Below are 25953 nucleotides of genomic sequence, written 5' to 3' on the forward strand. Positions count from 1 at the left end.
TTAGATTCACATGCCATCTTTTAATCGACGCAAACCCAAAGGTAACTTCAAACTTTTCCCCAAAGGCGTACGTAAAACGCAGCAAAGAACGGATGCTGACGGTATTGCCTTACCGGTAAAAGCGACGGCGCGCGGACGTGGCATTTATTTGTTGCCGAATGCATTTACGACGGCGGCGCTGTTCTGCGGTTTTTACGCGATCGTCATGGCGATGGATCAGCGTTTTTATCAGGCGGCACTCGCGATTTTTGTTGCGATGGTGCTGGATAGTCTGGATGGTCGGGTGGCCCGTATGACGAATACCCAAAGCGAATTCGGCGCACAGTACGACAGCCTGTCAGACATGATTTCTTTTGGCGCGGCTCCTGCGCTGGTTGTGTATGAATGGTCGCTGCGCGGTATGGATAAACTAGGCTGGCTTGCCGCTTTTGTTTACTGTGCCGGCGCAGCATTACGACTGGCACGCTTTAATACGAATATCAGCATCGTTGATAAACGTTATTTTCAGGGCTTACCTAGCCCGGCGGCGGCGGCGCTGGTCGCTGGTTTCGTGCTGCTGATGGACGATTTACATTTTGTCGGTGGTGATCTGCGCTGGATTGCGTGGAGTATTACCTTGTTTGCCGGATTGACGATGGTGACGAATGTGCCGTTTTACAGCTTCAAAGATGTGAACCTGAAAAAAAGCGTTCCTTTTATTGCGCCTTTGTTAGTGTTACTGGTGTATGTGGTGGTGGTCAGTGATCCGCCTAAAGTGTTATTCGGTTTGTTTGTGTTGTATGGTTTATCTGGTTACGTCGTCTTGTTATGGCGTTGGCGCAAAGGTCGTCCTATCAGCATTATTCAGACTAGCGTGGAAACCCACGACGATAAATAAAATTTTGTTTTAACGCAGAATCGCCACAATGTACAAAATGCATTGTGGCTTTTTTTCTTTTCGGATTAATTAAATTAGAAATAGGCTGCTATAAATTCTTGCACTTTTCTGTGTTCACGCTTATAGTCGAATGCATGAACTTTTCAGTCACATCCCTCACATTAAAAACTTTAGCAGACGCCTCCCGTCTGCTATCGCTATTTGCATTTCTACTAGTGCGGTAACGCGCTAAATCCCCTATACCCACAATTTGTGTAATCTCTTACCCCTGTGTGCGTTGCAAGGGTGGGGCAGAGAATATTCAGCATTTTTATCGATTCATTTTCAATCTCAAACATTCTTTTCAGGAGAAAATCATGGCAGACAAACTCATCATATTTGACACCACTTTGCGCGATGGCGAGCAATCACCGGGCGCGTCGATGACAAAGGATGAAAAGCTGCGTATTGCAAAACAACTGGAACGATTGAAAGTTGATGTCATTGAAGCGGGTTTTGCGGCCGCGTCTCCTGGCGATTTTGAATCGATCAAGGCGATTTCCGCGACGATTAAAGATTCCATCATTTGTTCTTTGTCGCGCGCCAATGATCGCGATATTTCCCGTGCCGCGGAAGCCTTGGCTGCTGCTCAGCGCAAGCGTATTCATACCTTTATTGCGACCTCTCCTTTGCACATGGAGAAGAAATTGCGTATGAGTCCGGATCAGGTGTTGGAGCAAGCGATTCAGGCTGTGCGTTTTGCGCGTAATTTTACGGACGACGTTGAATTTAGCCCGGAAGATGGCAGCCGCTCCGAAATGGATTTCCTGTGTCGCGTAATTGAGGCCGTGATTAAAGAGGGGGCAACCACAATTAATTTTGCCGACACGGTCGGTTATGGTGTGCCTGAGTTGTACGGCAATATGTTGAAGACTTTGCGTGAACGCATTCCGAATTCCGACAAAGCAATCTGGTCGGTGCATTGTCATAACGATCTGGGAATGGCAGTGGCGAATTCACTGGCCGGTGTCATGATCGGTGGCGCGCGTCAGGTGGAATGTACGATTAACGGACTTGGTGAGCGCGCCGGCAATACTGCACTTGAAGAGATCGTGATGGCAGTGCGTACGCGTAAAGATTACTTTAATCTCGATCTGGGTATTGATACGACCCAGATTGTTCCGGCATCTAAACTGGTGTCGCAAATTACTGGCTTTGCAGTGCAGCCAAATAAAGCCGTGGTTGGTGCGAACGCGTTTGCGCATGCCTCCGGCATCCATCAGGACGGTATTCTGAAAGCCCGCGATACCTATGAGATTATGCGCGCCGAAGACGTGGGCTGGAGTGCAAATAAAATTGTTCTCGGTAAGCTCTCTGGCCGGAATGCATTTAAGCAGCGCCTCGAAGAGCTGGGCATTACGCTGGAATCTGAAGCGGAAGTGAATGCGGCGTTTGCCCGTTTCAAAGAGTTAGCAGATCGCAAATCTGAGATTTTTGATGAAGATATTTTGGCGTTGGTTTCAGATGAAGAGCAGGCCAATGACAAAGAGGCGTACCACTTTGTTTCGCTGGCCCAGCATTCTGAAACTGGCGAATCACCAAAAGCAAAAGTGGTGTTTGCTTTTGCCGGTAAAGAAGTGACTTGTGAAGCAAAAGGAAACGGCCCTGTGGACGCGATTGTGAACGCGATTGAATCTGAAGTGAACAGTGGTGCTGAATTGCTGCTGTTTTCAGTCAATGCAATTACGACTGGCACCCAGTCTCAGGGCGAAGTGACGATGCGCTTGCAAAAAGCTGGGCGTATCGTCAATGGTGTCGGTGCTGATCCTGATATCGTCGTGGCGTCTGCGAAGGCTTACTTGTCAGCGCTGAATAAACTCGAGTCAAAGTCAGAAAAGCTGAATCCACAAGTTTGATTCATTGATTATTTGTGTGCTATAGTCTCGGCTCCCGTCATTTTGGCGGGAGTTTATTTCACGATAACGACGGTTTTGTCATCAAACGACTCTTGTTATCGCATGTAAAGGAAAAATTATGTCTATCGAAAAAAGTGCAAAAGCCGCTATCGTAGCGGATAACGCCCGTGGTCAAAACGACACAGGTTCTCCAGAAGTTCAGGTTGCTTTGCTGACAGCCCGTATCAATGATTTGAACGGTCACTTCAAAGCCCACGGTAAAGATCACCATTCCCGTCGCGGTCTGATTATGATGGTTAACCGTCGTAAAAGCCTGTTGTCTTACCTGAAAGGTAAAGACTTGAATCGCTATCGCGCTCTGATCGAAAAACTCGGCTTGCGTAAGTAATTCTTGCTGAATTTAGCAAAAAATTTATAGCAAAAAGCCTGCGTCAGTTGACTGTCGCAGGCTTTTTGTTTATCTGGTGTTTTGGTTTTGTGCAAAATTTTTAGCAAAATTTGTTAGAAATAAGCAAAAAACTGGCAAAAGGCAGTCCTGACGGATTGCACGTGGTGAGGTGAACGACAGCGCCTGAAAATCTGTCGGCAAAATAGAAAGGACACATTGTGTTTAACAAAATTACGAAAACTTTCCAATACGGTCAACATCAGGTGACATTGGAGACCGGTGAAATCGCACGTCAGGCCTCTGGCGCAGTGATGGTCTCGATCGAAGACACTGTTGTGCTGGCAACTGTGGTTGCAAAAAAAGATGCTAAACCTGGTCAGGATTTCTTTCCTCTGACCGTGGATTACATGGAAAAAACTTACGCTGCAGGCCGCATTCCTGGCGGTTTCTTCAAGCGTGAAGGTCGTCCATCAGAAAAAGAAACATTAACTTCACGTTTGATTGATCGCCCGATTCGCCCTTTGTTCCCAGAGGGTTATCTGAATGAAGTTCAGGTGATTGTGCATGTATTGTCCGTCAATCCTGAGATTGATCCGGATATCGCTGCGATGATTGGTGCTTCTGCTGCGATTTCTGTTGCAGGCATTCCTTTCAGTGGCCCTGTTGGTGCCGCGCGCGTTGGTTATATCGACGGTCAGTATGTATTGAATCCAACTGCGACGCAGTTGAAATCCTCCAAACTGGATCTGGTTGTTGCAGGTACTGAACAAGCTGTATTGATGGTGGAATCTGAAGCGCAGCAATTGTCTGAAGAAGTCATGCTGGGTGCGGTTGTGTTTGGTCACGAGCAAATGAAAGCTGTTATTGACGCGATCCACGAATTGGTGCGCGATGGTGGCAAACCTGAAGTGCAATGGGTACCTGCAGCAAAGAATGAGCCGCTGATCGCTGCGGTCACTGCTGTTGCAGAACCTCTGTTGCGTGCTGCATATCAAACCAAAGAAAAGCAAGCCCGTACTGAGCAATTGAAGGCCGCAACGTCTGCAGTTGCTGCTGCGCTGGCTGAACAAGCTGCCGCCAAAGGTGAAGTAGCTCCTGATTCAGCAGACGTCGGCAATATTCTGTTTGATTTGGAAGCGAAAATCGTTCGTTCCCAAATTCTCGAAGGTGAGCCGCGCATTGATGGTCGGGACACTCGCACTGTACGTCCTATCACTATCCGCACTGGTATTTTGCCACGTACGCATGGTACCGCTTTGTTCACCCGTGGTGAAACACAGGCTTTGGTGATTGCAACTTTGGGTACTGCACGTGACGAACAAAAAATCGATGCGTTGATGGGCGAATACTCTGACCGCTTCATGTTGCATTACAACATGCCACCATTTGCTACTGGTGAAACTGGTCGCGTTGGTACACCTAAGCGCCGTGAAATCGGTCATGGTCGTTTAGCTAAGCGTGCATTGCAGGCTGCATTGCCTGATCCGGAAGATTTCAGCTACTCCGTACGTCTGGTTTCTGAAATTACTGAATCCAATGGTTCTTCTTCGATGGCGTCTGTTTGCGGTGGCTGTCTGGCTCTGATGGATGCAGGTGTGCCGATGAAAGCGCATGTTGCAGGTATCGCCATGGGTCTGATCAAAGAAGGTAACAAGTTCGCTGTTCTGACAGATATTCTGGGTGATGAAGATCACCTCGGCGATATGGACTTTAAAGTTGCGGGCACTGCGGAAGGTATCACTGCATTGCAAATGGATATCAAAATCCAGGGCATTACTAAAGAAATTATGCAAGTCGCTTTGGCGCAAGCTAAAGAAGGTCGCGTCCATATTCTAGGCAAAATGCAAGAGGCAGTACCGGTTGGTAATACCGAATTGTCCGATTTTGCGCCACGCCTGATCACGATCAAGATCAATCCTGAGAAAATCCGTGATGTGATCGGTAAAGGTGGTGCGGTGATTCGCGCGCTGACTGAAGAAACAGGTACGCAGATCGATATCAGCGACGAAGGCGTTGTTACTATTGCTTCTGTTGATGCGGCGGCTGGTCAAGAAGCCAAGCGTCGTATTGAAGAGCTGACCGCGGAAGTTGAAGTCGGCAAAATCTACGAAGGTACTGTGTTGAAGTTGCTGGACTTTGGTGCGATTGTGCAAATCATGCCAGGTAAAGATGGTTTGCTGCACATCAGTCAGATCGCCAACGAACGCGTCAATGCAGTTGCTGACTATCTCAAAGAAGGTCAGCAAGTACGCGTCAAAGTGTTGGAAACCGATGACCGTGGTCGCTTCAAGTTGTCCATGAAAGCAGCTGCTGTTGAAGGTGATGCCCAGGCTCCGTCACAAGAGCCGCAGGCAGCCCAGTAATTGTGCTGATTGTCATGAGTTGTTGAAAAAAACGCCCGTTTAAACGGGCGTTTTTTTATTGGCTTACAATGATTTTTTTATTTATTCGGTGAGTTTTATGCGTGCAATTGAAATTACGAAATATGGAGCGCCCGAGGTTTTGCAATTGTGTGAGCGCGAGATTCCGCAAGCGCAGACTGGTGAGGTTTTGATTAAGGTGCATGCTGCAGGCGTGAATCGCCCGGACGTGCTGCAGCGGCTTGGCTACTACCCTGTTCCTCAGGGGGCTTCAGATTTGCCAGGGTTGGAGGTTGCCGGAGAAATTGTTGGTGGAGACTTATTGACGACTGATTTTCAGGAGGGTGATTTCGTCTGCGCGCTGGTGCAGGGTGGTGGATACGCTGAATATTGTGTTGCGCCTGCTGCGCAGTGTCTTCCCGTCCCCAAGGGTTTAAGCATGGTAGAGGCAGCCTCGTTGCCAGAAACTTATTTCACCGTCTGGAGTAATGTCTTTGATCGCGCCAGATTGAGTGCTGGTGAGACTTTACTGGTACAGGGTGGCACATCAGGAATTGGTGTTGCTGCGATTCAGATCGCAAGCGCTCTCGGGCACCGGGTTTTTGCTACGGCGGGAACAGATGAAAAATGCCGTGCTGCTGAGGGATTGGGAGCAGAGCGTGCTATTAACTATAAAACTGAAAAATTTCCCGAGGTTGTCAAATCACTGACTGCTGGTAAGGGGGTGGATGTGATTCTTGATATGGTCGCAGGAAGTTATATTCCAATGGAGATCGATAGTCTCGCAGATGATGGCCGGATTGCGATCATTGCCTTGTTAGGCGGTAATCGCGGAGATGTCGATTTTGGGCAAGTCTTACGTCGGCGACTGACGATAACCGGGTCAACCTTGCGTCCACGTTCTGTTGAGTTTAAGAGGCAGATTTCTTCACAGTTGCAGCAACATGTCTGGCCGTTACTTGAGGCAGGAAAAATCAGGCCGGTTATTCATCAGGTATTCCCTTTGACTCAGGCGGATCAAGCGCACGCTTTGATGGAGGATGGTCGTCACATAGGCAAAATTATGCTGCAGTTGGTGTAATTCTGTCGGGGTTCTTATTTTTCGAGATATCGAAGGCGCAGATCGCAGTGTGTTGAGAAATGGATGGTCCAGATGTGCAGGGCAGGCATGTGTCGGCTTGGGCTGTAGGTCGTGTTTGTTTTGTGCTGCCTTTGTTTGACCGGGTATTGTCAGCGGGATACAATAGACGGTTATTTATATTCTGATCTCTTATGCGACGTACACTAATTGCGGGTAACTGGAAAATGAACGGCAGCTTCGCGGCCAATCGTTCGTTGTTATCTGAAATCGTAGCTGGATTGCCCGTATCTTCGGATTGTGATGTTTTGGTATGTGCGCCAGCGCCGTACCTGACTCAATGTGCTGAGTTGCTGACAGCGAGCCTTGTGAAATGGGGTGCGCAAGATGTTTCTGAGCATGCACAAGGTGCATTTACCGGTGAGGTTGCCGCATCGATGCTGGTTGATTGCGGTTGTCGATATGTGATCGTCGGGCATTCTGAGCGGCGCGCGTATCATGCTGAATCGAATGCGGTTGTCGCAAGAAAAACTTTGCGTGCGTTGTCCGAGAATTTGATTCCTATTGTATGCGTGGGGGAAACCTTGGAGCAGCGTGAAAGCGGTCAGACAGAAGAAGTTGTTGCTGCGCAATTGCAGGCGGTGTTGGATGTTGTTGACGTTGCGCAAATTACTCAGCTTGTTGTCGCTTATGAGCCAGTGTGGGCAATTGGTACCGGTAAAACGGCGACGCCACAAATGGCGCAGGATGTACATGCCTTTTTGCGTCAGCAAATTGCTTTGAAAGATGTTGCCGCAGCTGCTTCGGTGCAAATACTTTATGGTGGTAGTATGAAGCCCGAAAATGCAAAGGACTTACTGGCAATGGCAGATATTGATGGTGGTTTGATCGGTGGTGCTGCGTTGAAGTCCGCTGATTTTCTTGCTATTGCTGCTGCGGCTTGATTGTATTGCTGAAGATTGAAGATTAATTTTTTTAGGTGTTTTGAATGCAAACTTTTTTTACATTGGTAGTGGTCGTTCAGGTTATCTCTGCATTGGCAATTATTGCGCTCGTTTTGCTGCAGCATGGTAAAGGTGCGGATATGGGGGCTTCCTTTGGTTCGGGTGCTTCCGGTAGTCTGTTTGGTGCAACAGGTTCCTCCAATTTCTTGTCGCGCTCCACAGGCATTGCGGCTGCAATATTTTTTGCTGCAACATTGGCCTTGGGTGTTTTTGGTGGTGAGCGTAAGCCAGCTGGCGGTGTGATGGATAATCTGCCAGTGACAAAAGTAGCGCCTGCAGTTGTGCAAACACCCGCACCAGCTTCTGCTGCTGCGGCTTCGTCTGCGCAGCCGAATCAGATTCCAAAATAAATTTATATTTCCCGGCAAAAAAACTTGAATTTCCTCGATTGTGCGTTGAACAATGAGGTCATTCAGGGTAGAATGCTGGGCTTATGCCGACGTGGTGAAATTGGTAGACACGCTATCTTGAGGGGGTAGTGGCGAAAGCTGTACGAGTTCGAGTCTCGTCGTCGGCACCAAAAAACAAATCAGTTTTCTTTTCTGATTTTGTCGAGGAAGTGGCTATTTTTGATGAGGTTCTTCAAAAATAGCTTGCTTCAATATGGCGTTCAAATACAGGTAGCCTAACGTGAACCTCGAAAATTATTTCCCAGTTCTTCTCTTTATTCTGGTTGGTATCGGAGTCGGTGTATTGCCTCAGGTTTTGGGGCGTGTTCTCGGTCCGTATAAGCCGGATTCTCAAAAAACATCAGCATACGAGTGTGGCTTCGAGGCGTTTGAAGATGCGCGTATGAAATTTGATGTGCGATATTATTTGATCGCGATTCTCTTCATTCTCTTTGATCTTGAAACTGCATTTTTCTTCCCGTGGGGCGTTGCTATGCGCGATCTAGGATGGGCTGGTTTCTTGATTATGCTTGGCTTTGTGCTCGAATTTGCTGTCGGGTTTTGGTACATCTGGAAAAAAGGCGCTCTGGATTGGGAGTGATGGAAAATGGCTATTGAAGGTGTGTTGAACGAAGGCTTTGTTACGACAACAGCCGATAAGCTGATTAACTGGACACGTACGGGTTCTATGTGGCCGATGACGTTCGGTCTGGCTTGTTGTGCGGTTGAAATGATGCATGCTGGTGCGTCCCGTTATGATCTGGATCGTTTTGGTGTTGTGTTTCGCCCATCTCCACGTCATTCGGATGTGATGATCGTCGCGGGTACCTTGTGTAATAAGATGGCGCCTGCGTTGCGAAAAGTCTACGATCAGATGGCGGAGCCTCGCTGGGTTATTTCCATGGGTTCTTGCGCTAACGGTGGTGGTTATTATCATTACTCGTACTCCGTTGTGCGCGGCTGTGATCGCATTGTTCCAGTTGATATTTATGTGCCTGGTTGTCCGCCGACGGCAGAAGCATTGCTGTACGGTGTCATTCAGCTGCAAAACAAGATTAAACGTACAAACACTATCGCGCGCTGATCGCGCGATTGCTGAGGCAGCCTTTAACTATGACGATCAAATTAGAAAAACTCGAGCAGGCATTAAAAACAGTCTTGGGTGGGCGTATTCTTGAGCTGAAAAATGCTCTCGGTGAGTTGACGATTGTTGTGTCGGCAGCTGAATATTTGCAGGTGATGCGTGATTTGCGTGATCACTCAGGTACGTGTTTTGAAGAATTGATTGACCTTTGTGGTGTTGATTATTCTACTTACGCTGATGGTGCCTGGGATGGTTCCCGGTATGCAGTCGTAACGCACTTGTTGTCGATCAAAAATAACTGGCGTCTTCGGGTTCGTGTTTTTGCGCCGGATGATGAAATGCCGCTTGTATCTTCTTTGACTGATGTCTGGAATGCTGCTAATTGGTACGAGCGCGAAGCCTTTGATTTGTATGGCATATTGTTTGACGGTCATAACGACTTGCGTCGTATTTTGACTGATTATGGTTTTATTGGTCACCCATTCCGCAAAGATTTCCCTGTGTCTGGTTATGTGGAGATGCGTTACGATGCGGATCAAAAACGCGTTGTCTATCAACCTGTGACTATTGAGCCGCGCGAAAATACCCCGCGTATTATTCGCGAAGAAAATTACGGGATGAAATAATGGCTGAGATTAAGAATTACACACTCAACTTTGGTCCTCAGCATCCTGCTGCGCATGGTGTATTGCGCTTGGTGCTGGAATTGGATGGTGAAGTTATTCAGCGTGCCGATCCTCATATCGGCTTGTTGCATCGTGCAACTGAAAAATTGGCAGAACAAAAAACATTTTTGCAATCTGTTCCGTACATGGATAGGCTCGATTACGTCTCGATGATGGCGAATGAGCATGCCTACGTTATGGCGATTGAGAAGATGCTCGGTTTGGAAGTGCCCCTGCGTGCGCAATACATACGCGTGATGTTCGATGAAATTACTCGTTTGTTGAACCACTTGCTGTGGATAGGCGCACATGCGCTTGACGTCGGTGCAATGGCGGTGATGTTATACGCGTTCCGTGAGCGGGAAGATTTGATGGATTGCTATGAGGCGGTTTCCGGTGCGCGTATGCATGCGGCTTACTATCGTCCTGGTGGTGTCTATCGTGATTTGCCTGACGAAATGCCTAAGCATAAAGCATCTTTGCTGAAGAACGAAAAGTCGATGCGTTTTCTTAATGAAAACCGCCAAGGTTCTTTGCTTGATTTTATCGAGGATTTTACAAATCGCTTCCCGAAATATGTCGATGAGTATGAAACCTTGTTGACGGATAATCGTATCTGGAAGCAGCGTTTGGTCGGTGTCGGTGTTGTATCGCCTGAGCGTGCGAAAGCGATGGGCTTTACCGGTGCGATGTTGCGTGGATCTGGTGTTGAATGGGATCTGCGTAAAAAACAACCATACGAAGTTTATGATTTGCTCGACTTTGATATTGCTGTTGGTGTCAATGGTGATTGTTATGATCGCTATCTTGTTCGCGTAGAAGAGATGCGTCAATCTAACCGCATTATTAAACAATGCGTAGAGTGGCTCAGAAATAATCAGGGGCCTGTGATTTCAGATAATCACAAGGTTACGCCACCACATCGTGTCGACATGAAGTCAAATATGGAAGATTTGATTCATCATTTCAAGTTGTTCACAGAAGGCTTCCATGTTCCTGCTGGCGAGGCTTATGCTGCAGTTGAGCATCCAAAGGGTGAATTTGGTATTTACTTGATGTCCGATGGTGCTAATAAACCGTACCGCTTGAAAATTCGCGCTCCAGGCTTCCCGCACCTGCAAGGTCTGGATGAAATGGCGAAGGGACATATGATTGCCGATGCTGTAACTATTATTGGTACTCAGGACATTGTTTTTGGTGAGATTGACAGATAAAAACGTCATCTGACGTTTATTTGAGGCATTAGCTATGGTGTTATCAGAGCAGGCATTTAAAAAAATTGATCGTGAACTGGCAAAGTTCCCGGCTGACCAGCGCCAGTCCGCTGTGATGGCCGCTTTGGCTATTGCGCAGGATGAAACTGGTTGGATCTCTCCTGAAGTAATGCAGACTTTGGCTGACTATATTGGTATGCCTGCCGTTGCTGTACAGGAAGTGGCTACTTTCTATAATATGTACAACACGAAACCAGTCGGTAAATTCAAAATTACCGTTTGTACTAATTTGCCTTGTGCTTTATCAGGTGGGGAGCGCGCGGCGCACCATCTGAAGCAGAAGCTGGGTATTGATTACAAAGAAACCACTGCCGATGGACAATTCACCTTGGTTGAAGGTGAATGCATGGGGGCATGTGGTGATGCACCTGTCATGTTGGTCAACAATAAACGCATGTGCAGCTTTATGTCGAACGAAAAAATCGACGGACTTGTGAATGAACTGAAAGAGGCGGGTAAATAATGACGAGTCTGCACAATCGCCATATTAAGCCCCTCATTCTCGCGGGTCTGGATGGTAAAAACTGGCACTTACAAGATTACGTGGCTCGTGGTGGCTATGCATCCTTGAAACGTATTCTTTCAGAAAAAATTCCACCTGAGCAGGTTATTGCTGAGCTCAAAGCGTCGTCTTTGCGCGGTCGTGGCGGAGCTGGTTTCCCGACTGGCCTGAAATGGAGTTTCATGCCACGTCAGTTTCCTGGGCAGAAATATCTGGTCTGTAATACCGATGAGGGCGAGCCTGGTACATTTAAAGATCGCGATATCATTCGTTATAACCCGCACGCGCTGATCGAAGGTATGGCCATCGGTGCGTATGCCATGGGTATTACTGTCGGTTATAACTACATCCACGGCGAAATTTTTGCGGACTATGATCGTTTCGAAGAAGCGATTGAAGAGGCGCGCGCAGCCGGGATGCTTGGTAATAATATCGCGGGCTCCGAATTTAGTTTTCAATTGCATGCGTTCCACGGTTACGGTGCCTATATTTGCGGTGAAGAAACGGCATTGTTGGAGTCGCTGGAAGGTAAAAAAGGCCAGCCGCGCTTCAAACCTCCGTTCCCTGCCAGCTTTGGTCTGTACGGAAAGCCGACAACCATCAACAACACTGAAACATTTGCAGCAGTGCCGTTCATTTTTGCCATGGGTGGCGAAAATTATGCCGCTCTTGGTAAGCCAAATAACGGCGGTACAAAGATATTCTCTATTTCAGGTGACGTTGAACGACCTGGTAATTACGAAATTCCATTAGGTACTCCATTTGCTACTTTACTTGAGTTGGCCGGTGGTATGCGTGGTGGAAAAAAAATCAAAGCAGTGATTCCTGGCGGCTCTTCCGCACCGGTGATTGTTGGTGATGTGATGATGAATACGGATCTTGATTACGATTCGATTTCCAAGGCGGGTTCCATGCTTGGATCCGGAGCCGTCATCGTCATGGATGAAACCCGTTGCATGGTCAAATCGTTGGAACGTCTGTCGTATTTTTATTTTGAAGAGTCGTGCGGGCAGTGTACGCCTTGCCGCGAAGGTACAGGCTGGTTGTATCGCCTTGTTCATCGGATTGAAAATGGATTAGGTCGCCCTGAAGATCTGGATATGCTGAATTCCATCGCAGACAATATTCAGGGTAAAACGATTTGTGCGTTAGGTGATGCAGCAGCGATGCCGGTTCGCGCATTCGTAAAAAATTTCCGCACAGAGTTTGAATATCATATCGAGCATAAGCATTGCTTGGTTCCCACTTACCTGTAAGCCAGCTTCGGTTAGCACACTTAGAGTAGACCATGGTTGAAATCGAAATAGACGGCAAAAAAGTCGAAGTCCAAGAAGGCAGTATGGTGATGGACGCTGCCAATAAACTTGGCACGTATATCCCGCATTTTTGTTACCACAAAAAATTATCTATTGCGGCAAATTGCCGCATGTGTCTGGTAGAGGTTGAAAAAGCGCCTAAGCCGCTGCCTGCCTGCGCGACTCCCGTCACGCCTGGCATGATTGTGCGTTCTCACAGTGATAAGGCTGTGAAAGCACAAAAAGCAGTAATGGAATTTCTGTTGATTAACCACCCTCTGGATTGCCCGATTTGTGATCAGGGTGGCGAATGTCAGCTGCAGGATCTGGCGGTTGGTTATGGCGGTACTACTTCTCGCTACGAAGAAGAAAAGCGCGTTGTTTTCCACAAAGATGTCGGTCCGCTGGTGTCGATGGAAGAGATGAGCCGTTGTATTCATTGCACACGCTGTGTTCGCTTTGGTCAGGAAATTGCAGGTGTGATGGAATTGGGTATGCTCAATCGTGGCGAGCATTCCGAAATTACCTCTTTCGTTGGTAAAACTGTCGACTCTGAATTGTCCGGTAACATGATTGATCTGTGCCCTGTGGGCGCATTGACCTCCAAGCCGTTCCGCTATTCTGCACGTACATGGGAATTGTCCCGTCGTAAATCTGTCAGCGCACATGATGGTTTAGGTTCGAATCTGATTGTTCAGGTTAAAAATAACAAAGTAATGCGAGTTGTTCCTTTCGAAAACGAAGAGATCAATGAATGCTGGATTTCAGACAAAGACCGTTTCTCTTACGAAGGCGTGAACAGTGCTGAGCGCCTGACTAAGCCGATGATCAAGCAAGGTGGTCAATGGCAAGAGACAGATTGGCAGACAGCATTAGAATACGTAGCGCATGCTATGCGTAACATTCGTCACGAACACGGCGCTGATTCTGTCGCTGCTGTTGCTGCACCTAATTCGACTCTCGAAGAATTATTCTTGCTTCAGCGGATAATCCGCGGCATCGGTTCAGATAATGTTGATTTCCGCTTGCGCCAGTCTGATTTTTCTCTGAATGGAAGTGTCAAACCTTGGCTGGGTACATCCATTACCAAGTTCGCGCAACTGAAGAACGTTTTTGTCATCGGTTCATTCTTGCGGAAAGACCATCCTTTGTTGGCTGCACGCCTGCGTCAGTCCGTCAAATCTGGTACAAAGCTCAGTGTGCTCAATGCAACTGATGATGATCTGCTGATTAAATTGGCGAATAAGGCAGTCCTCGCACCTTCGTTATGGGCGCAGTTCCTGGCCGAGGTAGCGGTTGCCGTTGCAGTTAAAAAAGAAATTGCTAAACCGGCTGGTCTGGAATCAGTTGACGCTGGGTTGTTGGCTCAAAACATCGCCGCAACACTGTTATCCGGCGACGCAGGCGTATTTTTAGGCAACACCGCGTCATATCATCCTGAAGCGTCTCGTTTGCATGCACTTGCACAATGGATTGCAGAACAAACAAGTGCAGATTTCGGTTATCTGACTGAGGCTGCAAACACGGTTGGTGGTTATCTTGCGAATGCAATTCCTGCCAATAATGCTAAGCCTGTGTTTGCTGAAGGTAAGAAAGCGTATGTTGTGCTTCATGCCGAGCCTGCATTAGATACTGCAAATCCAGCCCGGGCGGAAAAAGCCTTAGCGGAAGCTGACATGGTTGTTGTTATGTCTCCGTTTAAGCACGGCGCTGAATATGCAGACGTTTTATTACCTGTTTCGCCATTTACGGAAACTGCCGGTACATTTGTCAGTTGCGAAGGACGTGTTCAGAGTTTCCATGGCGTTGTTAAACCGCTTGGCGATACACGTCCTGCATGGAAGGTATTGCGTGTTCTGGGGAATTTGTTAGGTCTGGATAATTTCAATTACGAAACATCCGAAGCCATTCGCGATGAAGTTTTAGGTGGTAATGATGTTATCGCGAAACTGAATAACATCGCTGCTTTAAAACCTGCTCTCGAATCTGTATCCGAGGCAGGCTTGGAACGCGTTGCAGATGTTGCTATTTACAGCACAGATGCGATCGTCAGAAGAGCTGAATCTTTACAAAAAACTACAGACGCACGTGCCCCTCAGGCTTGGATCAGTGCTGGATACGCAGAAAAAATCGGTGTCTCCGCGGGAGATATGGTCAAAGTAACTAAAGGCGGATCAATCCTGTTGAATGTCGGTATCGACGGATCTTTGCCTGAAAATGTGGTTCGGGTTGCTACCGGTTCGGTCTTGACTAGTAAACTGGACGGCATGTTCGGTGCTATTAATGTGGAGCGTGCATAATGAATTGGCTGCACACTGTTCAAACTTTTGGTCAGGGCGTATTTGGCTATTTCTGGCCTCTGGTCTGGAATCTGATCAAAATTGTCTGCGTTGTTGCTCCTATCATGGGTTTGGTCGCTTATCTTACTTTGTGGGAACGTAAGATGATAGGCTGGATGCATATTCGCCTTGGCCCTAACCGTGTCGGACCAGCAGGTCTTTTGCAGCCTATCGCTGATGCTGTGAAGTTATTGCTGAAGGAAATTGTTGTTCCTGCAAAAGCAAATAAAGTTCTTTTCATACTCGCACCGATTATGACGATTATGCCTGCGCTGGCGGCATGGTCTGTTATTCCATTCGGTCCTGAAGTTGTGCTCGCGAACGTCAATGCAGGTTTATTGCTGATTATGGCAATCACTTCGGTTGAGGTCTACGGCATTATCATCGCAGGCTGGGCATCTAATTCTAAGTATGCGTTTTTAGGTGCCATGCGTGCTTCTGCGCAGATGATCTCCTATGAAATTGCAATGGGTTTCGTATTAGTCATTGTACTGATGGTTTCAGGAAGCCTGAATTTATCGGATATCGTTAATGCACAAACAAAAGGTTATTTTGCATCGATGGGATTAAATTTCCTGTCATGGAACTGGTTGCCGTTGCTGCCGATGTTCGTTGTTTATGTTATTTCTGGGATTGCAGAAACAAACCGTCATCCATTCGACGTGGTTGAGGGCGAATCTGAGATCGTCGCTGGTCATATGGTCGAATACTCGGGTATGTCTTTCGCTATGTTTTATTTGGCGGAGTACGCGAATATGATCCTGATCTCGACAATGGCATCATTGATGTTCCTGGGTGGTTGGGATGCTCCTTTGAATTCCATCGTATTTAACTGGGTACCGGGTTGGATTTGGCTGGGTCTGAAAACATTTGTTGTGGTTTCCATGTTTATCTGGGCTCGTGCGTCTTTCCCTAGATACCGTTACGATCAGATCATGCGTTTGGGTTGGAAAGTATTTATCCCTTTAACTCTGGTGTATCTGGTGTTTGTCGCTGCATGGATACAAACGTCATGGAATATTTGGAAGTAAGAGGCTGAAAAGATGGAAGCAATCAAAGATTTTTTTGGCAGCCTGATGCTGCGCGAACTGATAAAGGGACTGGCATTGACTGGTCGCTATATGTTCGCCCGCAAAATTACTGTCCAATTCCCGGAAGAGAAAACGCCGCAATCACCACGTTTCCGTGGTTTGCATGCACTGCGTCGTTATCCTAATGGTGAGGAGCGTTGTATCGCCTGTAAATTGTGTGAGGCAGTTTGCCCTGCGATGGCGATTACGATTGAATCGGATCAGCGTGAAGATGGTAGCCGCCGTACGACGCGTTACGACATCGATCTGACCAAATGCATTTTCTGCGGCTTTTGCGAAGAATCCTGTCCCGTTGATTCCATCGTTGAAACGCATGTATTTGAATACCACGGTGAGAAGCGCGGCGATCTTTATTTTACTAAAGAGATGTTATTGGCAGTCGGTGATCGCTACGAACCACAAATTGCAGCTGCACGTGCTGCTGACGCTGCATATCGCTAATTAGAACGGTTTCATTATGGAATTTACTACCGCATTATTTTATGTTTTCGCTGCGATACTTGTGCTTGCTGCGACGCAGGTGATTACCGCTCGTAATCCGGTGCATGCCGCGTTGTTCTTAGTGCTGTCGTTTTTCTCTGCAGCCGCGATTTGGTTATTGTTGAAGGCGGAGTTTCTGGCCATTGTTTTAGTGTTGGTATATGTCGGCGCGGTCATGGTCCTGTTTTTGTTCGTTGTGATGATGCTGGATATCGACATCGATAAATTGCGAGCAGGATTCTGGGGACATCTGCCATTGGCTGCGACTGTTGGTGTCGTGATTGTTCTTGAGATGTCTGCAGTGCTATGGCGCGGGTTCTTACGTCCGGATAATCATGTTCCAGCTGCCGCTGATACGATAGGTAATACAAAAAATCTTGGTATAGAAATTTTTACTCGCTACACATTGGCGTTTGAAATTGCTGCGGCGATTTTATTACTCGCTATTGTTGCAGCCGTTGCGTTGACTTTACGTCGTCGCAAAGACAGTAAATATTTTGATCCGGCAAAAGCTGTCAAAGTGAAGAGTACTGATCGTGTTCGCATCGTTAAAATGAAAGCGGAATCCGAACGTACTTTAACTTCATCGACAGAAAAGCAAGAGGGCTGATATGGCTTTGACACTGACACACTATCTGATACTTGGCGCGATTCTGTTTGCAATTTCTATCGTTGGTATTTTTCTGAATCGGAAAAATATTATTGTTTTGCTCATGGCAATTGAATTGAATTTGCTTGCGGTGAATATGAATTTCATTGCGTTCTCTCATTATCTGGGTGATGCGGCAGGGCAGATTTTTGTATTTTTCATTCTGACAGTTGCTGCTGCAGAATCTGCGATTGGTCTGGCCATTCTCGTTGTCCTGTTCCGTAATCTGGACACGATTAATGTCGAAGATCTGGACGCACTCAAAGGATAATGTTTCATGGGGCGAATCCAGTGTGCTTCTCCCCATCATTCGCTGGCGATTTAAAAAAGTAATAAGCTAAAAAAGGGTCATCATGGCGGGGCAACTTAACCCACAACTACTATTGGCAGTACCTCTGGCTCCATTGGCAGGATCTGCCATCGCCGGTTTACTGGGCACCAAATTTTTTGGTAACGTCGTAGGGCGTAAAGTTTCACACACCGCGACCATACTCGGTGTGCTGGTTGCATTCATTATCTCTTGCATGACGCTTAATGCTTTGATGAATGGCGCACCCGTCTATAACGCTACGTTGTATCAATGGATGCAGGTAGCTGGTTTAAAACTGGAAGTTGGTTTTCTGGTAGATAACCTGACCGCAATGATGATGTGTGTAGTGACCTTTGTATCACTGATGGTGCATATTTACACTGTTGGCTACATGGCTGAAGATGAAGGTTATAACCGCTTTTTCTCATATATCTCGCTGTTCACGTTCTCCATGCTGATGCTCGTAATGAGCAATAACTTCCTGCAATTGTTTTTCGGTTGGGAAGCTGTGGGTCTGGTGTCTTATTTGCTGATTGGTTTCTGGTACACCAAACCGACTGCTATTTACGCCAACATGAAAGCTTTTCTGGTTAACCGTGTGGGTGACTTTGGCTTCATACTTGGTATCGGTTTGTTGCTCGCTTACGCGGGTTCGATGAACTACATGGAAGTCTTCGCGAAAAAAGAAGAGCTGGCCAAACTGATTTTCCCGGGAACTGACTGGATGCTGATTACGGTCGCCTGTATCTGCCTGTTTATCGGGGCTATGGGTAAATCTGCACAGTTTCCGTTGCATGTCTGGTTGCCGGATTCGATGGAAGGTCCAACTCCGATTTCTGCGCTGATTCATGCGGCGACGATGGTTACGGCTGGTATCTTCATGGTATCGCGTATGTCGCCGTTGTTTGAGTTGTCTGATACCGCCTTGTCCTTTATTCTCGTTATTGGTTCGATTACCGCTTTGTTTATGGGTTTCCTTGGGATCATCCAGAACGATATCAAACGCGTTGTTGCTTACTCCACGCTGTCGCAGCTGGGTTATATGACTGTCGCCTTGGGTGCTTCTGCGTACTCGGTTGCCGTGTTTCATCTGATGACACACGCGTTTTTTAAGGCGCTGTTGTTCCTTGCAGCGGGTTCTGTGATCATCGGTATGCACCATGATCAGGACATCCGGAACATGGGTGGACTTCGTAAATACATGCCTATCACCTGGCTCACTTCATTGTTAGGTTCTTTAGCATTAATTGGTACGCCATTCTTCTCTGGTTTTTACTCCAAAGACAGTATTATCGAGGCTGTACAGGCGTCTCACATTGCTGGCTCTGGCTTTGCTCAGTTTGCTGTCTTAGCCGGTGTATTTGTCACAGCGTTTTATTCTTTCCGTATGTACTTCCTGGTGTTCCACGGTAAGGAAAATTTTGGGCATGCCCATGATCACCATGACGCGCACCATGCAGCGGATGATCATGATGAACATCATCACGGATTGGCGCCAGGCCAAAAACCGCATGAGTCTCCGTTCGTCGTCTGGTTTCCGCTGGTGATGTTGGCGATTCCGTCTGTATTGATCGGTTTCATTGCGATTGAACCTATGCTGTTCGGTAGCTTCTTTAAGGACGTTATTTTTGTCAATGAAGCGCATCATGCAATGGAAGAGTTAAAGCATGAATTCCATAGCCCTATCGCCATGGCAAAGCATGCACTGACAACGGCACCGTTCTGGTTAGCATTAGCAGGTGTGGCAACTTCCTATTTCTTCTATATGGTTAAGCCGGCAATACCAGCGGCAATCAAGAAAAATGCAAGTGCCGTCTATACTTTGCTTGATAACAAATACTACATGGACAGATTTAATGAAATCGTTTTTGCAGGTGGCGCACGTTTGCTTGGTCAGGGACTGTGGAATGTTGGCGATAAAGGTTTGATTGATGGACTGGTCGTTAATGGTAGTGCAAAGCTGGTGGGATGGTTCTCAAAGCTTGTTCGCTTATTCCAGAGCGGGTACATCTATCACTATGCTTTTGTAATGATTTTGGGCGTGTTGGCATTCCTCGTGTATTTCATGCCATTCCCTTTTGCTAAATAAGTGACCTCGGCTAAAAAAATATAATCATGATGCAGTCAACTTCCTCCTTACTCAGCCTGGCGATCTGGTGCCCAATCGCATTTGGTATTTTTGTTCTGGCTTTTGGCCGTGATAGCAACCGTGGTTTAGTTCGCGGCGTGTCTCTGCTTGGTTCTTTAACGAGTTTTCTCGTAACCTTGCCATTGATTACAAATTTTGATAATTCAGCGCATGGGATGCAATTTGTTGAGAAATTCTCCTGGATAGAAAAATTCAACATTTTTTACTCACTTGGTATTGACGGTATTTCTCTTTGGCTGGTGCCGCTGACCGCATTTATTACAGTGATTGTCGTTATCGCTGCTTGGGAAGTGGTTGAGAAGCAGGTAGCTCAGTACATGGGCGCTTTCCTGATTCTGTCCGGTCTGATGATTGGTGTTTTCTGCGCTTTGGATGGCATGTTGTTTTATGTGTTCTTTGAAGCGACTTTGATACCGATGTATATCATCGTTGGTATCTGGGGCGGCCCAAACAGGGTTTATGCGGCATTCAAATTTTTCCTGTACACCTTGCTCGGCTCTTTGCTGACTTTAGTTGCCATCATTTATCTTTATATTCAGGCTGGTCATTCGTTTGACATTTTAGTCTGGCACAAACTGCCGCTTCCGATGTCAACACAGATCGCTATTTTCTGCGCATTCCTGATGGCGTTCGCTGTGAAGGTGCCGATGTGGCCAGTGCATACATGGCTGCCTGACGCTCACGTTGAAGCTCCTACCGGTGGTTCTGTTGTTTTGGCCGCGATCATGCTGAAGCTTGGTGCTTACGGGTTCTTGCGCTTCTCTTTACCTATCGCTCCAGACGCTAGTCACTATATGGCTGGTTTCATGATCACTTTGTCTCTGGTTGCTGTGATTTATATTGGTCTGGTCGCGCTTGTGCAGGCTGATATGAAGAAGCTGGTCGCATACTCATCTATTGCGCATATGGGTTTTGTTACACTCGGTTTTTTCATGTTTAACGACATGTCTGTGCAGGGTGCGATTGTGCAAATGATTTCTCATGGTTTTATCTCTGGCGCGATGTTCCTGTGTATCGGCGTTTTGTATGACCGCGTGCATTCACGTCAGATCGTAGACTACGGTGGTGTAGTGAATAAGATGCCTAAATTTGCAGCATTGTTTGTATTGTTCTCGATGGCTAACTGCGGTTTGCCAGCCACTTCGGGCTTTGTCGGTGAGTTCATGGTGATTCTCGGTGCAGTACAGTTTAACTTCTGGATTGGCATGCTCGCGGCAACAGCGTTGATTTTCGGCGCGGCGTATTCTTTGTGGATGGTCAAGCGGGTTGTTTTCGGCAAAATTACGAATGAGCATGTTGCTCATCTGAGTGACATCAATGCACGTGAATTTTTTATGTTGGGCGTTTTGGCGATCGCTGTGATTGTAATGGGATTGTATCCAGCACCTTTTACCGACGCGATGCAAGTTTCCGTGACTGATCTTTTGAAGCATGTGGCAACGTCAAAGTTACCGCTCTGATTGAAGATATAGACAAGTAAGCCCGTTGACAATTTTCGTTGCGCTAATTGTGTGACAGCAGATTAATGCTAGTAGAACTGAATAATATGAACTTCACACCACTTTATCCTGAAATATTTTTGCTGCTGGCAATCTGTACTATTTTGCTGGTTGACATGTTTTTGCCTGATAGCAAACGTAATCTGACTTATGTCATGAGCATACTTGCTTTGTTTGTTTGTGGTGCGCTAACTATCGCGACTTCGAATAGTGACGGGTCAACTTATGTCAGCAATAACATGTTTGTCTCGGATCCGATGTCGACCCTGCTCAAACTGTGTTCTTACCTTGCGGTGGGTATGACTTTCATCTATTCACGTCAATACGTGACAGATCGCGGTATGACGAATGGCAAGTCGGGTGGTGAGTTTTATGTTTTAGCGTTGTTTTCTCTGTTAGGTCAGATGATCATGATTTCAGGGAATAATTTCCTGATTATCTATCTTGGTCTGGAATTGATGTCTTTGTCTTTGTATGCACTGGTTGCTTTGCGCCGTGAACACACTCAGTCAACCGAAGCGTCAATGAAATACTTTATTCTCGGTGCACTGGCATCCGGTTTCATGCTCTACGGTATTTCTATGTTGTACGGCGCCACTGGCTCTTTGGAGTTAGCGGAAGTTGCCAAGGTGGCGAGTTCTCCAACTGCAAATAAAACTATTCTGGTGTTTGGTATTGTATTTCTGGTGGCGGGGCTTGCGTTCAAGTTAGGTGTTGTTCCGTTCCACATGTGGGTACCCGATGTATATCAGGGCGCCCCTACAGCCGTGACATTGCTACTGGGTGGTGCACCGAAATTAGCCGCCTTTGCTATGACATTTAGGTTGCTAGTTGAAGGCCTGTTCTCTCAGGCGGTAGATTGGCAACAAATGTTGGTCGTGCTGGCTGTGCTGTCGATGGCAATCGGTAATCTTACAGCTATCGCCCAGACCAATCTGAAACGTATGCTTGCATACTCGACTATTTCTCATATGGGCTTTTTGCTGTTGGGTCTGTTGTCTGGCGTTGCTCACGGTAATACTGCTCTTGCCGCAGATGCGTACAGTGCCGCGATGTTTTATAGCATCACGTATGTGTTAACCACTTTAGGCACTTTCGGCGTAATTATGTTGTTGGCACGTTCCGGTTTTGAAGCTGAAAATCTGGACGATCTGAAAGGTCTGAACAAACGCTCGCCTTGGTTTGCATTGGTCATGTTGCTGTTGATGTTCTCTCTGGCAGGCATCCCACCGTTGATGGGCTTTTATGCCAAGTTGTCAGTGTTACAGTCGGTAATGGCAACCGGACAAGTATGGTTATCATTAGTGGCCGTGCTGTTCTCCTTGATTGGCGCGTTTTATTATCTTCGCGTTGTTAAATTGATGTACTTTGATGACGCTTCAGACAACGCTTTGATTACTCCTAGTGTTGACGTTCGCGTGGTCTTGAGCCTGAATGGATTGGCCGTTTTAATTCTTGGCGTGGTCCCTGGTGGTTTGATGACTGCATGTTTGAACGCGGTTGTAAAAACTTTAGCGTCGTAAGGTTCATCTCTTTTGACTAGTTTGACTTCCGTCTGGCTGATCGTCGTGTTGGCAGTTATTGCTGCCAACTTGCCATTTTTTAATGAACGCTGTTTCGCAGTTTTTGCGCTACGGCGTTTTTCTTTTATCAAACCATTTTGGTTGCGTTTGCTTGAACTGATCATCTTGTATTTTGTGATTGGTGCTACAGGTGTTTTCCTTGAGAGTTCAAGCGGCAATCGTTTTCCGCAAGGATGGGAATTTTTTGCTATCACCGCTTTTTTATTTCTGGTTTTAGCTTTTCCCGGATTTGTCTTTCGTTACCTGAGGCGGCGTCGTGACTGATCGTTTTTCTGGCGACGCGCACTTGCGTGAAGAAAAAATCAGTAGCGACCTGGTCTACGAGGGTGATTTTCTGCAGGTTCAAAAGGATAGCGTTTCTTTGCCAAATGGCCATGTCGCCACCAGAGAATTCATACGCCATCCGGGGGCTGTCGTCATTATTCCGATATTTGACGATGACAAAGTTCTGCTTGAACATCAATTTCGCTATCCGCTGAATCGTGTTTTTATTGAATTTCCAGCAGGGAAAATTGACGCTGGTGAAGATCCATTGATTTGTGCTCAAAGAGAGTTACGCGAAGAGACCGGTTATACGGCAACAGATTGGCGACATCTCTGCACGATTCATAATGCCATCGCTTATTCCGACGAAAGGTTGGAGATTTACGTTGCCCGTGGTTTAACAGCCGGTCCGGCTTCTTTAGATGACGAAGAGTTTTTAGAGACATTCACCGCCACTTCAACGGAGATGTCAGATTGGGTAAGAGAAGGCAAGATTACTGATGTAAAAACCGTGATAGGTTCATTCTGGCTAGAAAAAATATTTACAGAGAAATGGTAAGTTGAGAACCAGAAGGTAAAATAAAAAAAGGCCGACGTATAAATTACGTCGGCCTTTTCAATTAACTGCGTTGTTTATGCAAATGCGCCGGTATCAATCTTTGCTTCTGTTTTTGCGACAACCTCTTCCACGCTGATGCCATGAGCGAGTTCAATTAACTTAAAGCCGTCTGGAGTGACATCAATCACACCCAGGTCGGTAATGATGCGGTTGACAACGCCAACCCCGGTTAACGGTAGATTGCAGGATTTAAGAAGTTTGTGCGCATTATCTTTCGCAACATGCTCCATCAGCACGACGACACGTCCAACCCCCGCGACCAGATCCATTGCGCCACCCATACCCTTGACCATCTTGCCCGGAATCATCCAGTTAGCGAGATCGCCATTTTCACTGACCTGCATTGCCCCTAAAATGGCAAGATTGATTTTTCCACCACGTATCATTGCGAAAGAATCGGCCGAGCTGAAAATTGAGGAGCCGGGCAGGGTAGTCACCGTCTGTTTTCCTGCATTAATTAAATCCGGGTCAACTTCATCTTCGGTTGGAAAGGGGCCAATCCCCAGCAGCCCATTTTCTGATTGTAGCCAGACTTCCATGCCGGCAGGCACATGGTTCGCCACCAGTGTTGGCAGACCTATTCCGAGATTAACGTAAAATCCGTCTTGCAATTCTAATGCTGCGCGTGCAGCCATTTCATCGCGATTCCATGCCATATTATTTCTCCTGGTATCTTATTTAGTCGGACGCACAGTGCGTTGCTCAATACGTTTTTCGGGTTGCGTATTGACGACGATGCGATGCACGAAAATACCGGGGGTATGAATTTCATCCGGATCGAGATCACCTGTTTCTACCAGCACTTCAACTTCTGCAATAGTGACTTTACCTGCCATAGCCACATTGGGATTGAAATTACGTGCCGTTTTCCGATAGACCAAATTTCCCGCCTTATCTGCTTTCCACGCTTTTACCAGCGAGACATCGGCGACCAGGGCTTTTTCCATGACATATTTTTGGCCATCAAATTCGCGAATTTCCTTACCTTCTGCGACGATAGTACCTACACCTGTTTTCGTGAAAAATGCTGGAATGCCAGCACCACCGGCGCGAAGTTTTTCTGCCAGTGTTCCTTGTGGCGTGAATTCCAATTCCAATTCGCCAGCCAGATACTGACGTTCGAATTCTTTATTTTCACCGACATAGGAAGAAACCATTTTTTTGATCTGACGTGTCGTCAATAATTGGCCCAGCCCAAAACCATCTACGCCGGCATTATTAGAAATGGCAGTCAATTCTTTGACACCAGAGTCACGCAACGCGGCAATCAAAGCTTCAGGTATTCCACATAAACCAAAACCACCGACCGCTATTGTCTGCCCATCTTTGACTACATTAGCCAACGCGGCCTTTGCGTCCGGGTATTCCTTATTCATCGTCGTCTCCTCATAGATATTCAGGAAAATACTTGTTTGTTTTTTTCGCAGCAACACGAATATCGGTTGATAGCGCATTACTTTTTTCAGAATAGGGCTCAGCATAAGATGCTGAGCTATACTCCGCAATACCGTAAAACTACCTGAATAAATTTACCTTATCCATCTGCACAAGAACAGCCATATGATAGAGATGCACACTATTGATTTTGAAGTTATTTTCCAACAAGCACCGATAGGAATGTGTGTCTCTCAAAACCGTATTATTTATGCCTGTAATGACGATCTGGCGCAGATGTTTAACTATAAAAAAAGCGAACTGATCGGACAATCTTTCCAGATACTGTATCCCAGTCCAGATGAGTTTGAGCGAACCGGTGCACGCATTACACCTATCATGAATGCGAAGGGTTCCTATTCTGATGAGCGCATCATGAAGAGGGCGAATCAGGAGTTATTCTGGTGCCATGTAACGGGACGAGGGTTGCGGAAAAATGAGCCGCACGCGGCCGGTATATGGACATTTGAAGACCTGAGTGCAAAGCGCCCAGTGAGTGCCGAACTTACGCCGAGAGAAAGGGAGATCGCTGCCCTGCTTGTCGAGGGTAAGACCAGTAAATTGATCGCCAGACAGATTTCATTAAGTCCAAGAACCGTTGAAATGCACAGAGCGAAGCTGATGAAGAAGTTTTCTGCCGCAACATCGAGCGAACTCGTGCATAAGTTGCTGAGAATTATGCAGTGACTGATGGGCAGATTGCCGTTTACGCATTGCGAATTATT

The 25953-nt window shown here is 46.8% G+C and carries 26 protein-coding genes and 1 tRNA gene; 25 read left to right on the forward strand and 2 right to left on the reverse strand.

Going from position 1 to position 25953, the window contains the following annotated elements; genetic code table 11:
- Positions 1–10 precede the first annotated feature (10 nt).
- The 24 genes from pssA (at position 11) to H8K29_RS13140 (ending at position 23734) form a co-directional block, all read left to right on the forward strand.
- Entirely contained in the window at positions 11–877 is an 867-nt protein-coding gene (gene pssA / locus H8K29_RS13025) for a CDP-diacylglycerol--serine O-phosphatidyltransferase (protein ID WP_186897931.1), read from the forward strand.
- 356 nt (positions 878–1233) lie between these two features.
- Positions 1234–2772 carry a 2-isopropylmalate synthase gene (locus H8K29_RS13030; RefSeq protein WP_186885113.1) on the forward strand — a complete coding sequence of 513 codons (1539 nt, stop codon included), beginning with the start codon at positions 1234–1236 and terminating at the stop codon, positions 2770–2772.
- A 118-nt stretch (positions 2773–2890) separates the two neighbouring features.
- Entirely contained in the window at positions 2891–3160 is a 270-nt protein-coding gene (gene rpsO / locus H8K29_RS13035) for a 30S ribosomal protein S15 (RefSeq protein ID WP_186885114.1), read from the forward strand.
- 218 nt (positions 3161–3378) lie between these two features.
- Positions 3379–5523 carry a polyribonucleotide nucleotidyltransferase gene (gene pnp / locus H8K29_RS13040; protein WP_186897932.1) on the forward strand — a complete coding sequence of 715 codons (2145 nt, stop codon included), beginning with the start codon at positions 3379–3381 and terminating at the stop codon, positions 5521–5523.
- A 97-nt stretch (positions 5524–5620) separates the two neighbouring features.
- Entirely contained in the window at positions 5621–6601 is a 981-nt protein-coding gene (locus H8K29_RS13045; RefSeq protein ID WP_186897933.1) for an NAD(P)H-quinone oxidoreductase, read from the forward strand.
- Positions 6602–6792: 191 nt separating this feature from the next.
- Positions 6793–7542 carry a triose-phosphate isomerase gene (gene tpiA, locus H8K29_RS13050; protein ID WP_186897934.1) on the forward strand — a complete coding sequence of 250 codons (750 nt, stop codon included), beginning with the start codon at positions 6793–6795 and terminating at the stop codon, positions 7540–7542.
- 44 nt (positions 7543–7586) lie between these two features.
- A complete protein-coding gene (gene secG / locus H8K29_RS13055; protein WP_186885118.1) occupies positions 7587–7952 on the forward strand; it encodes a preprotein translocase subunit SecG in 366 nt (121 codons plus the stop codon).
- Positions 7953–8037: 85 nt separating this feature from the next.
- A tRNA-Leu gene (locus tag H8K29_RS13060) sits at positions 8038–8122 on the forward strand.
- 110 nt (positions 8123–8232) lie between these two features.
- The gene (locus tag H8K29_RS13065) at positions 8233–8592 is read left to right on the forward strand and encodes an NADH-quinone oxidoreductase subunit A (protein ID WP_186885119.1); all 360 of its coding nucleotides are present in this window, start codon (positions 8233–8235) and stop codon (positions 8590–8592) included.
- A gap of 6 nt (positions 8593–8598) precedes the next feature.
- Entirely contained in the window at positions 8599–9075 is a 477-nt protein-coding gene (locus tag H8K29_RS13070) for an NADH-quinone oxidoreductase subunit B family protein (RefSeq protein ID WP_186885120.1), read from the forward strand.
- Between the two features lie 29 nt (positions 9076–9104).
- Positions 9105–9701 (forward strand): NADH-quinone oxidoreductase subunit C, encoded by a 597-nt coding sequence (locus tag H8K29_RS13075; protein WP_186897935.1) that lies wholly within the window; start codon positions 9105–9107, stop codon positions 9699–9701.
- Positions 9701–10954, forward strand: coding sequence for an NADH-quinone oxidoreductase subunit D (locus H8K29_RS13080; RefSeq protein WP_186885122.1), 1254 nt, complete (start codon positions 9701–9703; stop codon positions 10952–10954). Before H8K29_RS13075 ends, H8K29_RS13080 begins: the two co-directional genes overlap by 1 nt.
- 34 nt (positions 10955–10988) lie before the next feature.
- Positions 10989–11477 (forward strand): NADH-quinone oxidoreductase subunit NuoE, encoded by a 489-nt coding sequence (gene nuoE, locus H8K29_RS13085; RefSeq protein ID WP_186897936.1) that lies wholly within the window; start codon positions 10989–10991, stop codon positions 11475–11477.
- Positions 11477–12772 (forward strand): NADH-quinone oxidoreductase subunit NuoF, encoded by a 1296-nt coding sequence (gene nuoF, locus H8K29_RS13090; protein WP_186885124.1) that lies wholly within the window; start codon positions 11477–11479, stop codon positions 12770–12772. The genes nuoE and nuoF overlap by 1 nt, the downstream gene beginning before the upstream one ends.
- A gap of 32 nt (positions 12773–12804) precedes the next feature.
- A complete protein-coding gene (gene nuoG, locus H8K29_RS13095) occupies positions 12805–15111 on the forward strand; it encodes an NADH-quinone oxidoreductase subunit NuoG (RefSeq protein WP_186897937.1) in 2307 nt (768 codons plus the stop codon).
- Positions 15111–16181, forward strand: coding sequence for an NADH-quinone oxidoreductase subunit NuoH (nuoH, locus tag H8K29_RS13100; protein ID WP_186897938.1), 1071 nt, complete (start codon positions 15111–15113; stop codon positions 16179–16181). The genes nuoG and nuoH overlap by 1 nt, the downstream gene beginning before the upstream one ends.
- Before the next feature lie 12 nt (positions 16182–16193).
- Positions 16194–16682, forward strand: a complete 489-nt coding sequence (gene nuoI / locus H8K29_RS13105; protein ID WP_186885127.1) for an NADH-quinone oxidoreductase subunit NuoI — start codon at positions 16194–16196, stop codon at positions 16680–16682.
- A 16-nt stretch (positions 16683–16698) separates the two neighbouring features.
- Positions 16699–17331 (forward strand): NADH-quinone oxidoreductase subunit J, encoded by a 633-nt coding sequence (locus tag H8K29_RS13110; RefSeq protein ID WP_186885128.1) that lies wholly within the window; start codon positions 16699–16701, stop codon positions 17329–17331.
- A gap of 1 nt (position 17332) precedes the next feature.
- Positions 17333–17641: an NADH-quinone oxidoreductase subunit NuoK gene (nuoK, locus tag H8K29_RS13115; RefSeq protein ID WP_186885129.1), complete on the forward strand. Its 309-nt coding sequence runs from the start codon at positions 17333–17335 to the stop codon at positions 17639–17641.
- Between the two features lie 82 nt (positions 17642–17723).
- The gene (gene nuoL / locus H8K29_RS13120; protein WP_186897939.1) at positions 17724–19769 is read left to right on the forward strand and encodes an NADH-quinone oxidoreductase subunit L; all 2046 of its coding nucleotides are present in this window, start codon (positions 17724–17726) and stop codon (positions 19767–19769) included.
- 26 nt (positions 19770–19795) lie between these two features.
- Positions 19796–21289: an NADH-quinone oxidoreductase subunit M gene (locus H8K29_RS13125; protein WP_186897940.1), complete on the forward strand. Its 1494-nt coding sequence runs from the start codon at positions 19796–19798 to the stop codon at positions 21287–21289.
- Positions 21290–21375: 86 nt separating this feature from the next.
- Positions 21376–22851 carry an NADH-quinone oxidoreductase subunit NuoN gene (gene nuoN, locus H8K29_RS13130; RefSeq protein WP_370527189.1) on the forward strand — a complete coding sequence of 492 codons (1476 nt, stop codon included), beginning with the start codon at positions 21376–21378 and terminating at the stop codon, positions 22849–22851.
- 12 nt (positions 22852–22863) lie between these two features.
- The gene (locus tag H8K29_RS13135; RefSeq protein ID WP_186897941.1) at positions 22864–23175 is read left to right on the forward strand and encodes a DUF2818 family protein; all 312 of its coding nucleotides are present in this window, start codon (positions 22864–22866) and stop codon (positions 23173–23175) included.
- A complete protein-coding gene (locus tag H8K29_RS13140) occupies positions 23168–23734 on the forward strand; it encodes an NUDIX hydrolase (protein ID WP_186897942.1) in 567 nt (188 codons plus the stop codon). Before H8K29_RS13135 ends, H8K29_RS13140 begins: the two co-directional genes overlap by 8 nt.
- 74 nt (positions 23735–23808) lie before the next feature.
- Here H8K29_RS13140 and H8K29_RS13145 read toward each other — a convergent pair whose 3' ends face one another.
- Both H8K29_RS13145 and H8K29_RS13150 read right to left on the reverse strand, forming a co-directional pair.
- A complete protein-coding gene (locus tag H8K29_RS13145) occupies positions 23809–24450 on the reverse strand; it encodes a CoA transferase subunit B (protein WP_186897943.1) in 642 nt (213 codons plus the stop codon).
- An 18-nt stretch (positions 24451–24468) separates the two neighbouring features.
- Positions 24469–25170: a CoA transferase subunit A gene (locus H8K29_RS13150; RefSeq protein ID WP_186885134.1), complete on the reverse strand. Its 702-nt coding sequence runs from the start codon at positions 25168–25170 to the stop codon at positions 24469–24471.
- A 193-nt stretch (positions 25171–25363) separates the two neighbouring features.
- On the opposite strand from H8K29_RS13150, the gene H8K29_RS13155 reads away from it, so the two are divergent.
- A complete protein-coding gene (locus H8K29_RS13155) occupies positions 25364–25915 on the forward strand; it encodes a LuxR C-terminal-related transcriptional regulator (RefSeq protein ID WP_370527190.1) in 552 nt (183 codons plus the stop codon).
- The last annotated feature ends 38 nt before the right edge of the window (positions 25916–25953 follow it).

The sequence above is a fragment of the Undibacterium sp. CY21W genome (assembly GCF_014284265.1).
Taxonomy (GTDB): Bacteria; Pseudomonadota; Gammaproteobacteria; order Burkholderiales; family Burkholderiaceae_D; genus Undibacterium; species Undibacterium aquatile.

Excerpts from the sequence above, each read along its gene's own strand:
- pssA (WP_186897931.1), top strand. The coding sequence starts at position 11 with ATGCCATCTTTTAATCGACGCAAACCCAAAGGTAACTTCAAACTTTTC.
- H8K29_RS13030 (WP_186885113.1), top strand. The coding sequence starts at position 1,234 with ATGGCAGACAAACTCATCATATTTGACACCACTTTGCGCGATGGCGAG.
- rpsO (WP_186885114.1), top strand. The coding sequence starts at position 2,891 with ATGTCTATCGAAAAAAGTGCAAAAGCCGCTATCGTAGCGGATAACGCC.
- H8K29_RS13045 (WP_186897933.1), top strand. The coding sequence starts at position 5,621 with ATGCGTGCAATTGAAATTACGAAATATGGAGCGCCCGAGGTTTTGCAA.
- tpiA (WP_186897934.1), top strand. The coding sequence starts at position 6,793 with ATGCGACGTACACTAATTGCGGGTAACTGGAAAATGAACGGCAGCTTC.
- secG (WP_186885118.1), top strand. The coding sequence starts at position 7,587 with ATGCAAACTTTTTTTACATTGGTAGTGGTCGTTCAGGTTATCTCTGCA.
- H8K29_RS13070 (WP_186885120.1), top strand. The coding sequence starts at position 8,599 with ATGGCTATTGAAGGTGTGTTGAACGAAGGCTTTGTTACGACAACAGCC.
- H8K29_RS13075 (WP_186897935.1), top strand. The coding sequence starts at position 9,105 with ATGACGATCAAATTAGAAAAACTCGAGCAGGCATTAAAAACAGTCTTG.
- H8K29_RS13080 (WP_186885122.1), top strand. The coding sequence starts at position 9,701 with ATGGCTGAGATTAAGAATTACACACTCAACTTTGGTCCTCAGCATCCT.
- nuoE (WP_186897936.1), top strand. The coding sequence starts at position 10,989 with ATGGTGTTATCAGAGCAGGCATTTAAAAAAATTGATCGTGAACTGGCA.
- nuoF (WP_186885124.1), top strand. The coding sequence starts at position 11,477 with ATGACGAGTCTGCACAATCGCCATATTAAGCCCCTCATTCTCGCGGGT.
- nuoG (WP_186897937.1), top strand. The coding sequence starts at position 12,805 with ATGGTTGAAATCGAAATAGACGGCAAAAAAGTCGAAGTCCAAGAAGGC.
- nuoH (WP_186897938.1), top strand. The coding sequence starts at position 15,111 with ATGAATTGGCTGCACACTGTTCAAACTTTTGGTCAGGGCGTATTTGGC.
- nuoI (WP_186885127.1), top strand. The coding sequence starts at position 16,194 with ATGGAAGCAATCAAAGATTTTTTTGGCAGCCTGATGCTGCGCGAACTG.
- H8K29_RS13110 (WP_186885128.1), top strand. The coding sequence starts at position 16,699 with ATGGAATTTACTACCGCATTATTTTATGTTTTCGCTGCGATACTTGTG.
- nuoK (WP_186885129.1), top strand. The coding sequence starts at position 17,333 with ATGGCTTTGACACTGACACACTATCTGATACTTGGCGCGATTCTGTTT.
- nuoL (WP_186897939.1), top strand. The coding sequence starts at position 17,724 with ATGGCGGGGCAACTTAACCCACAACTACTATTGGCAGTACCTCTGGCT.
- H8K29_RS13125 (WP_186897940.1), top strand. The coding sequence starts at position 19,796 with ATGATGCAGTCAACTTCCTCCTTACTCAGCCTGGCGATCTGGTGCCCA.
- nuoN (WP_370527189.1), top strand. The coding sequence starts at position 21,376 with ATGAACTTCACACCACTTTATCCTGAAATATTTTTGCTGCTGGCAATC.
- H8K29_RS13145 (WP_186897943.1), bottom strand. The coding sequence starts at position 24,450 with ATGGCATGGAATCGCGATGAAATGGCTGCACGCGCAGCATTAGAATTG.
- H8K29_RS13150 (WP_186885134.1), bottom strand. The coding sequence starts at position 25,170 with ATGAATAAGGAATACCCGGACGCAAAGGCCGCGTTGGCTAATGTAGTC.
- H8K29_RS13155 (WP_370527190.1), top strand. The coding sequence starts at position 25,364 with ATGCACACTATTGATTTTGAAGTTATTTTCCAACAAGCACCGATAGGA.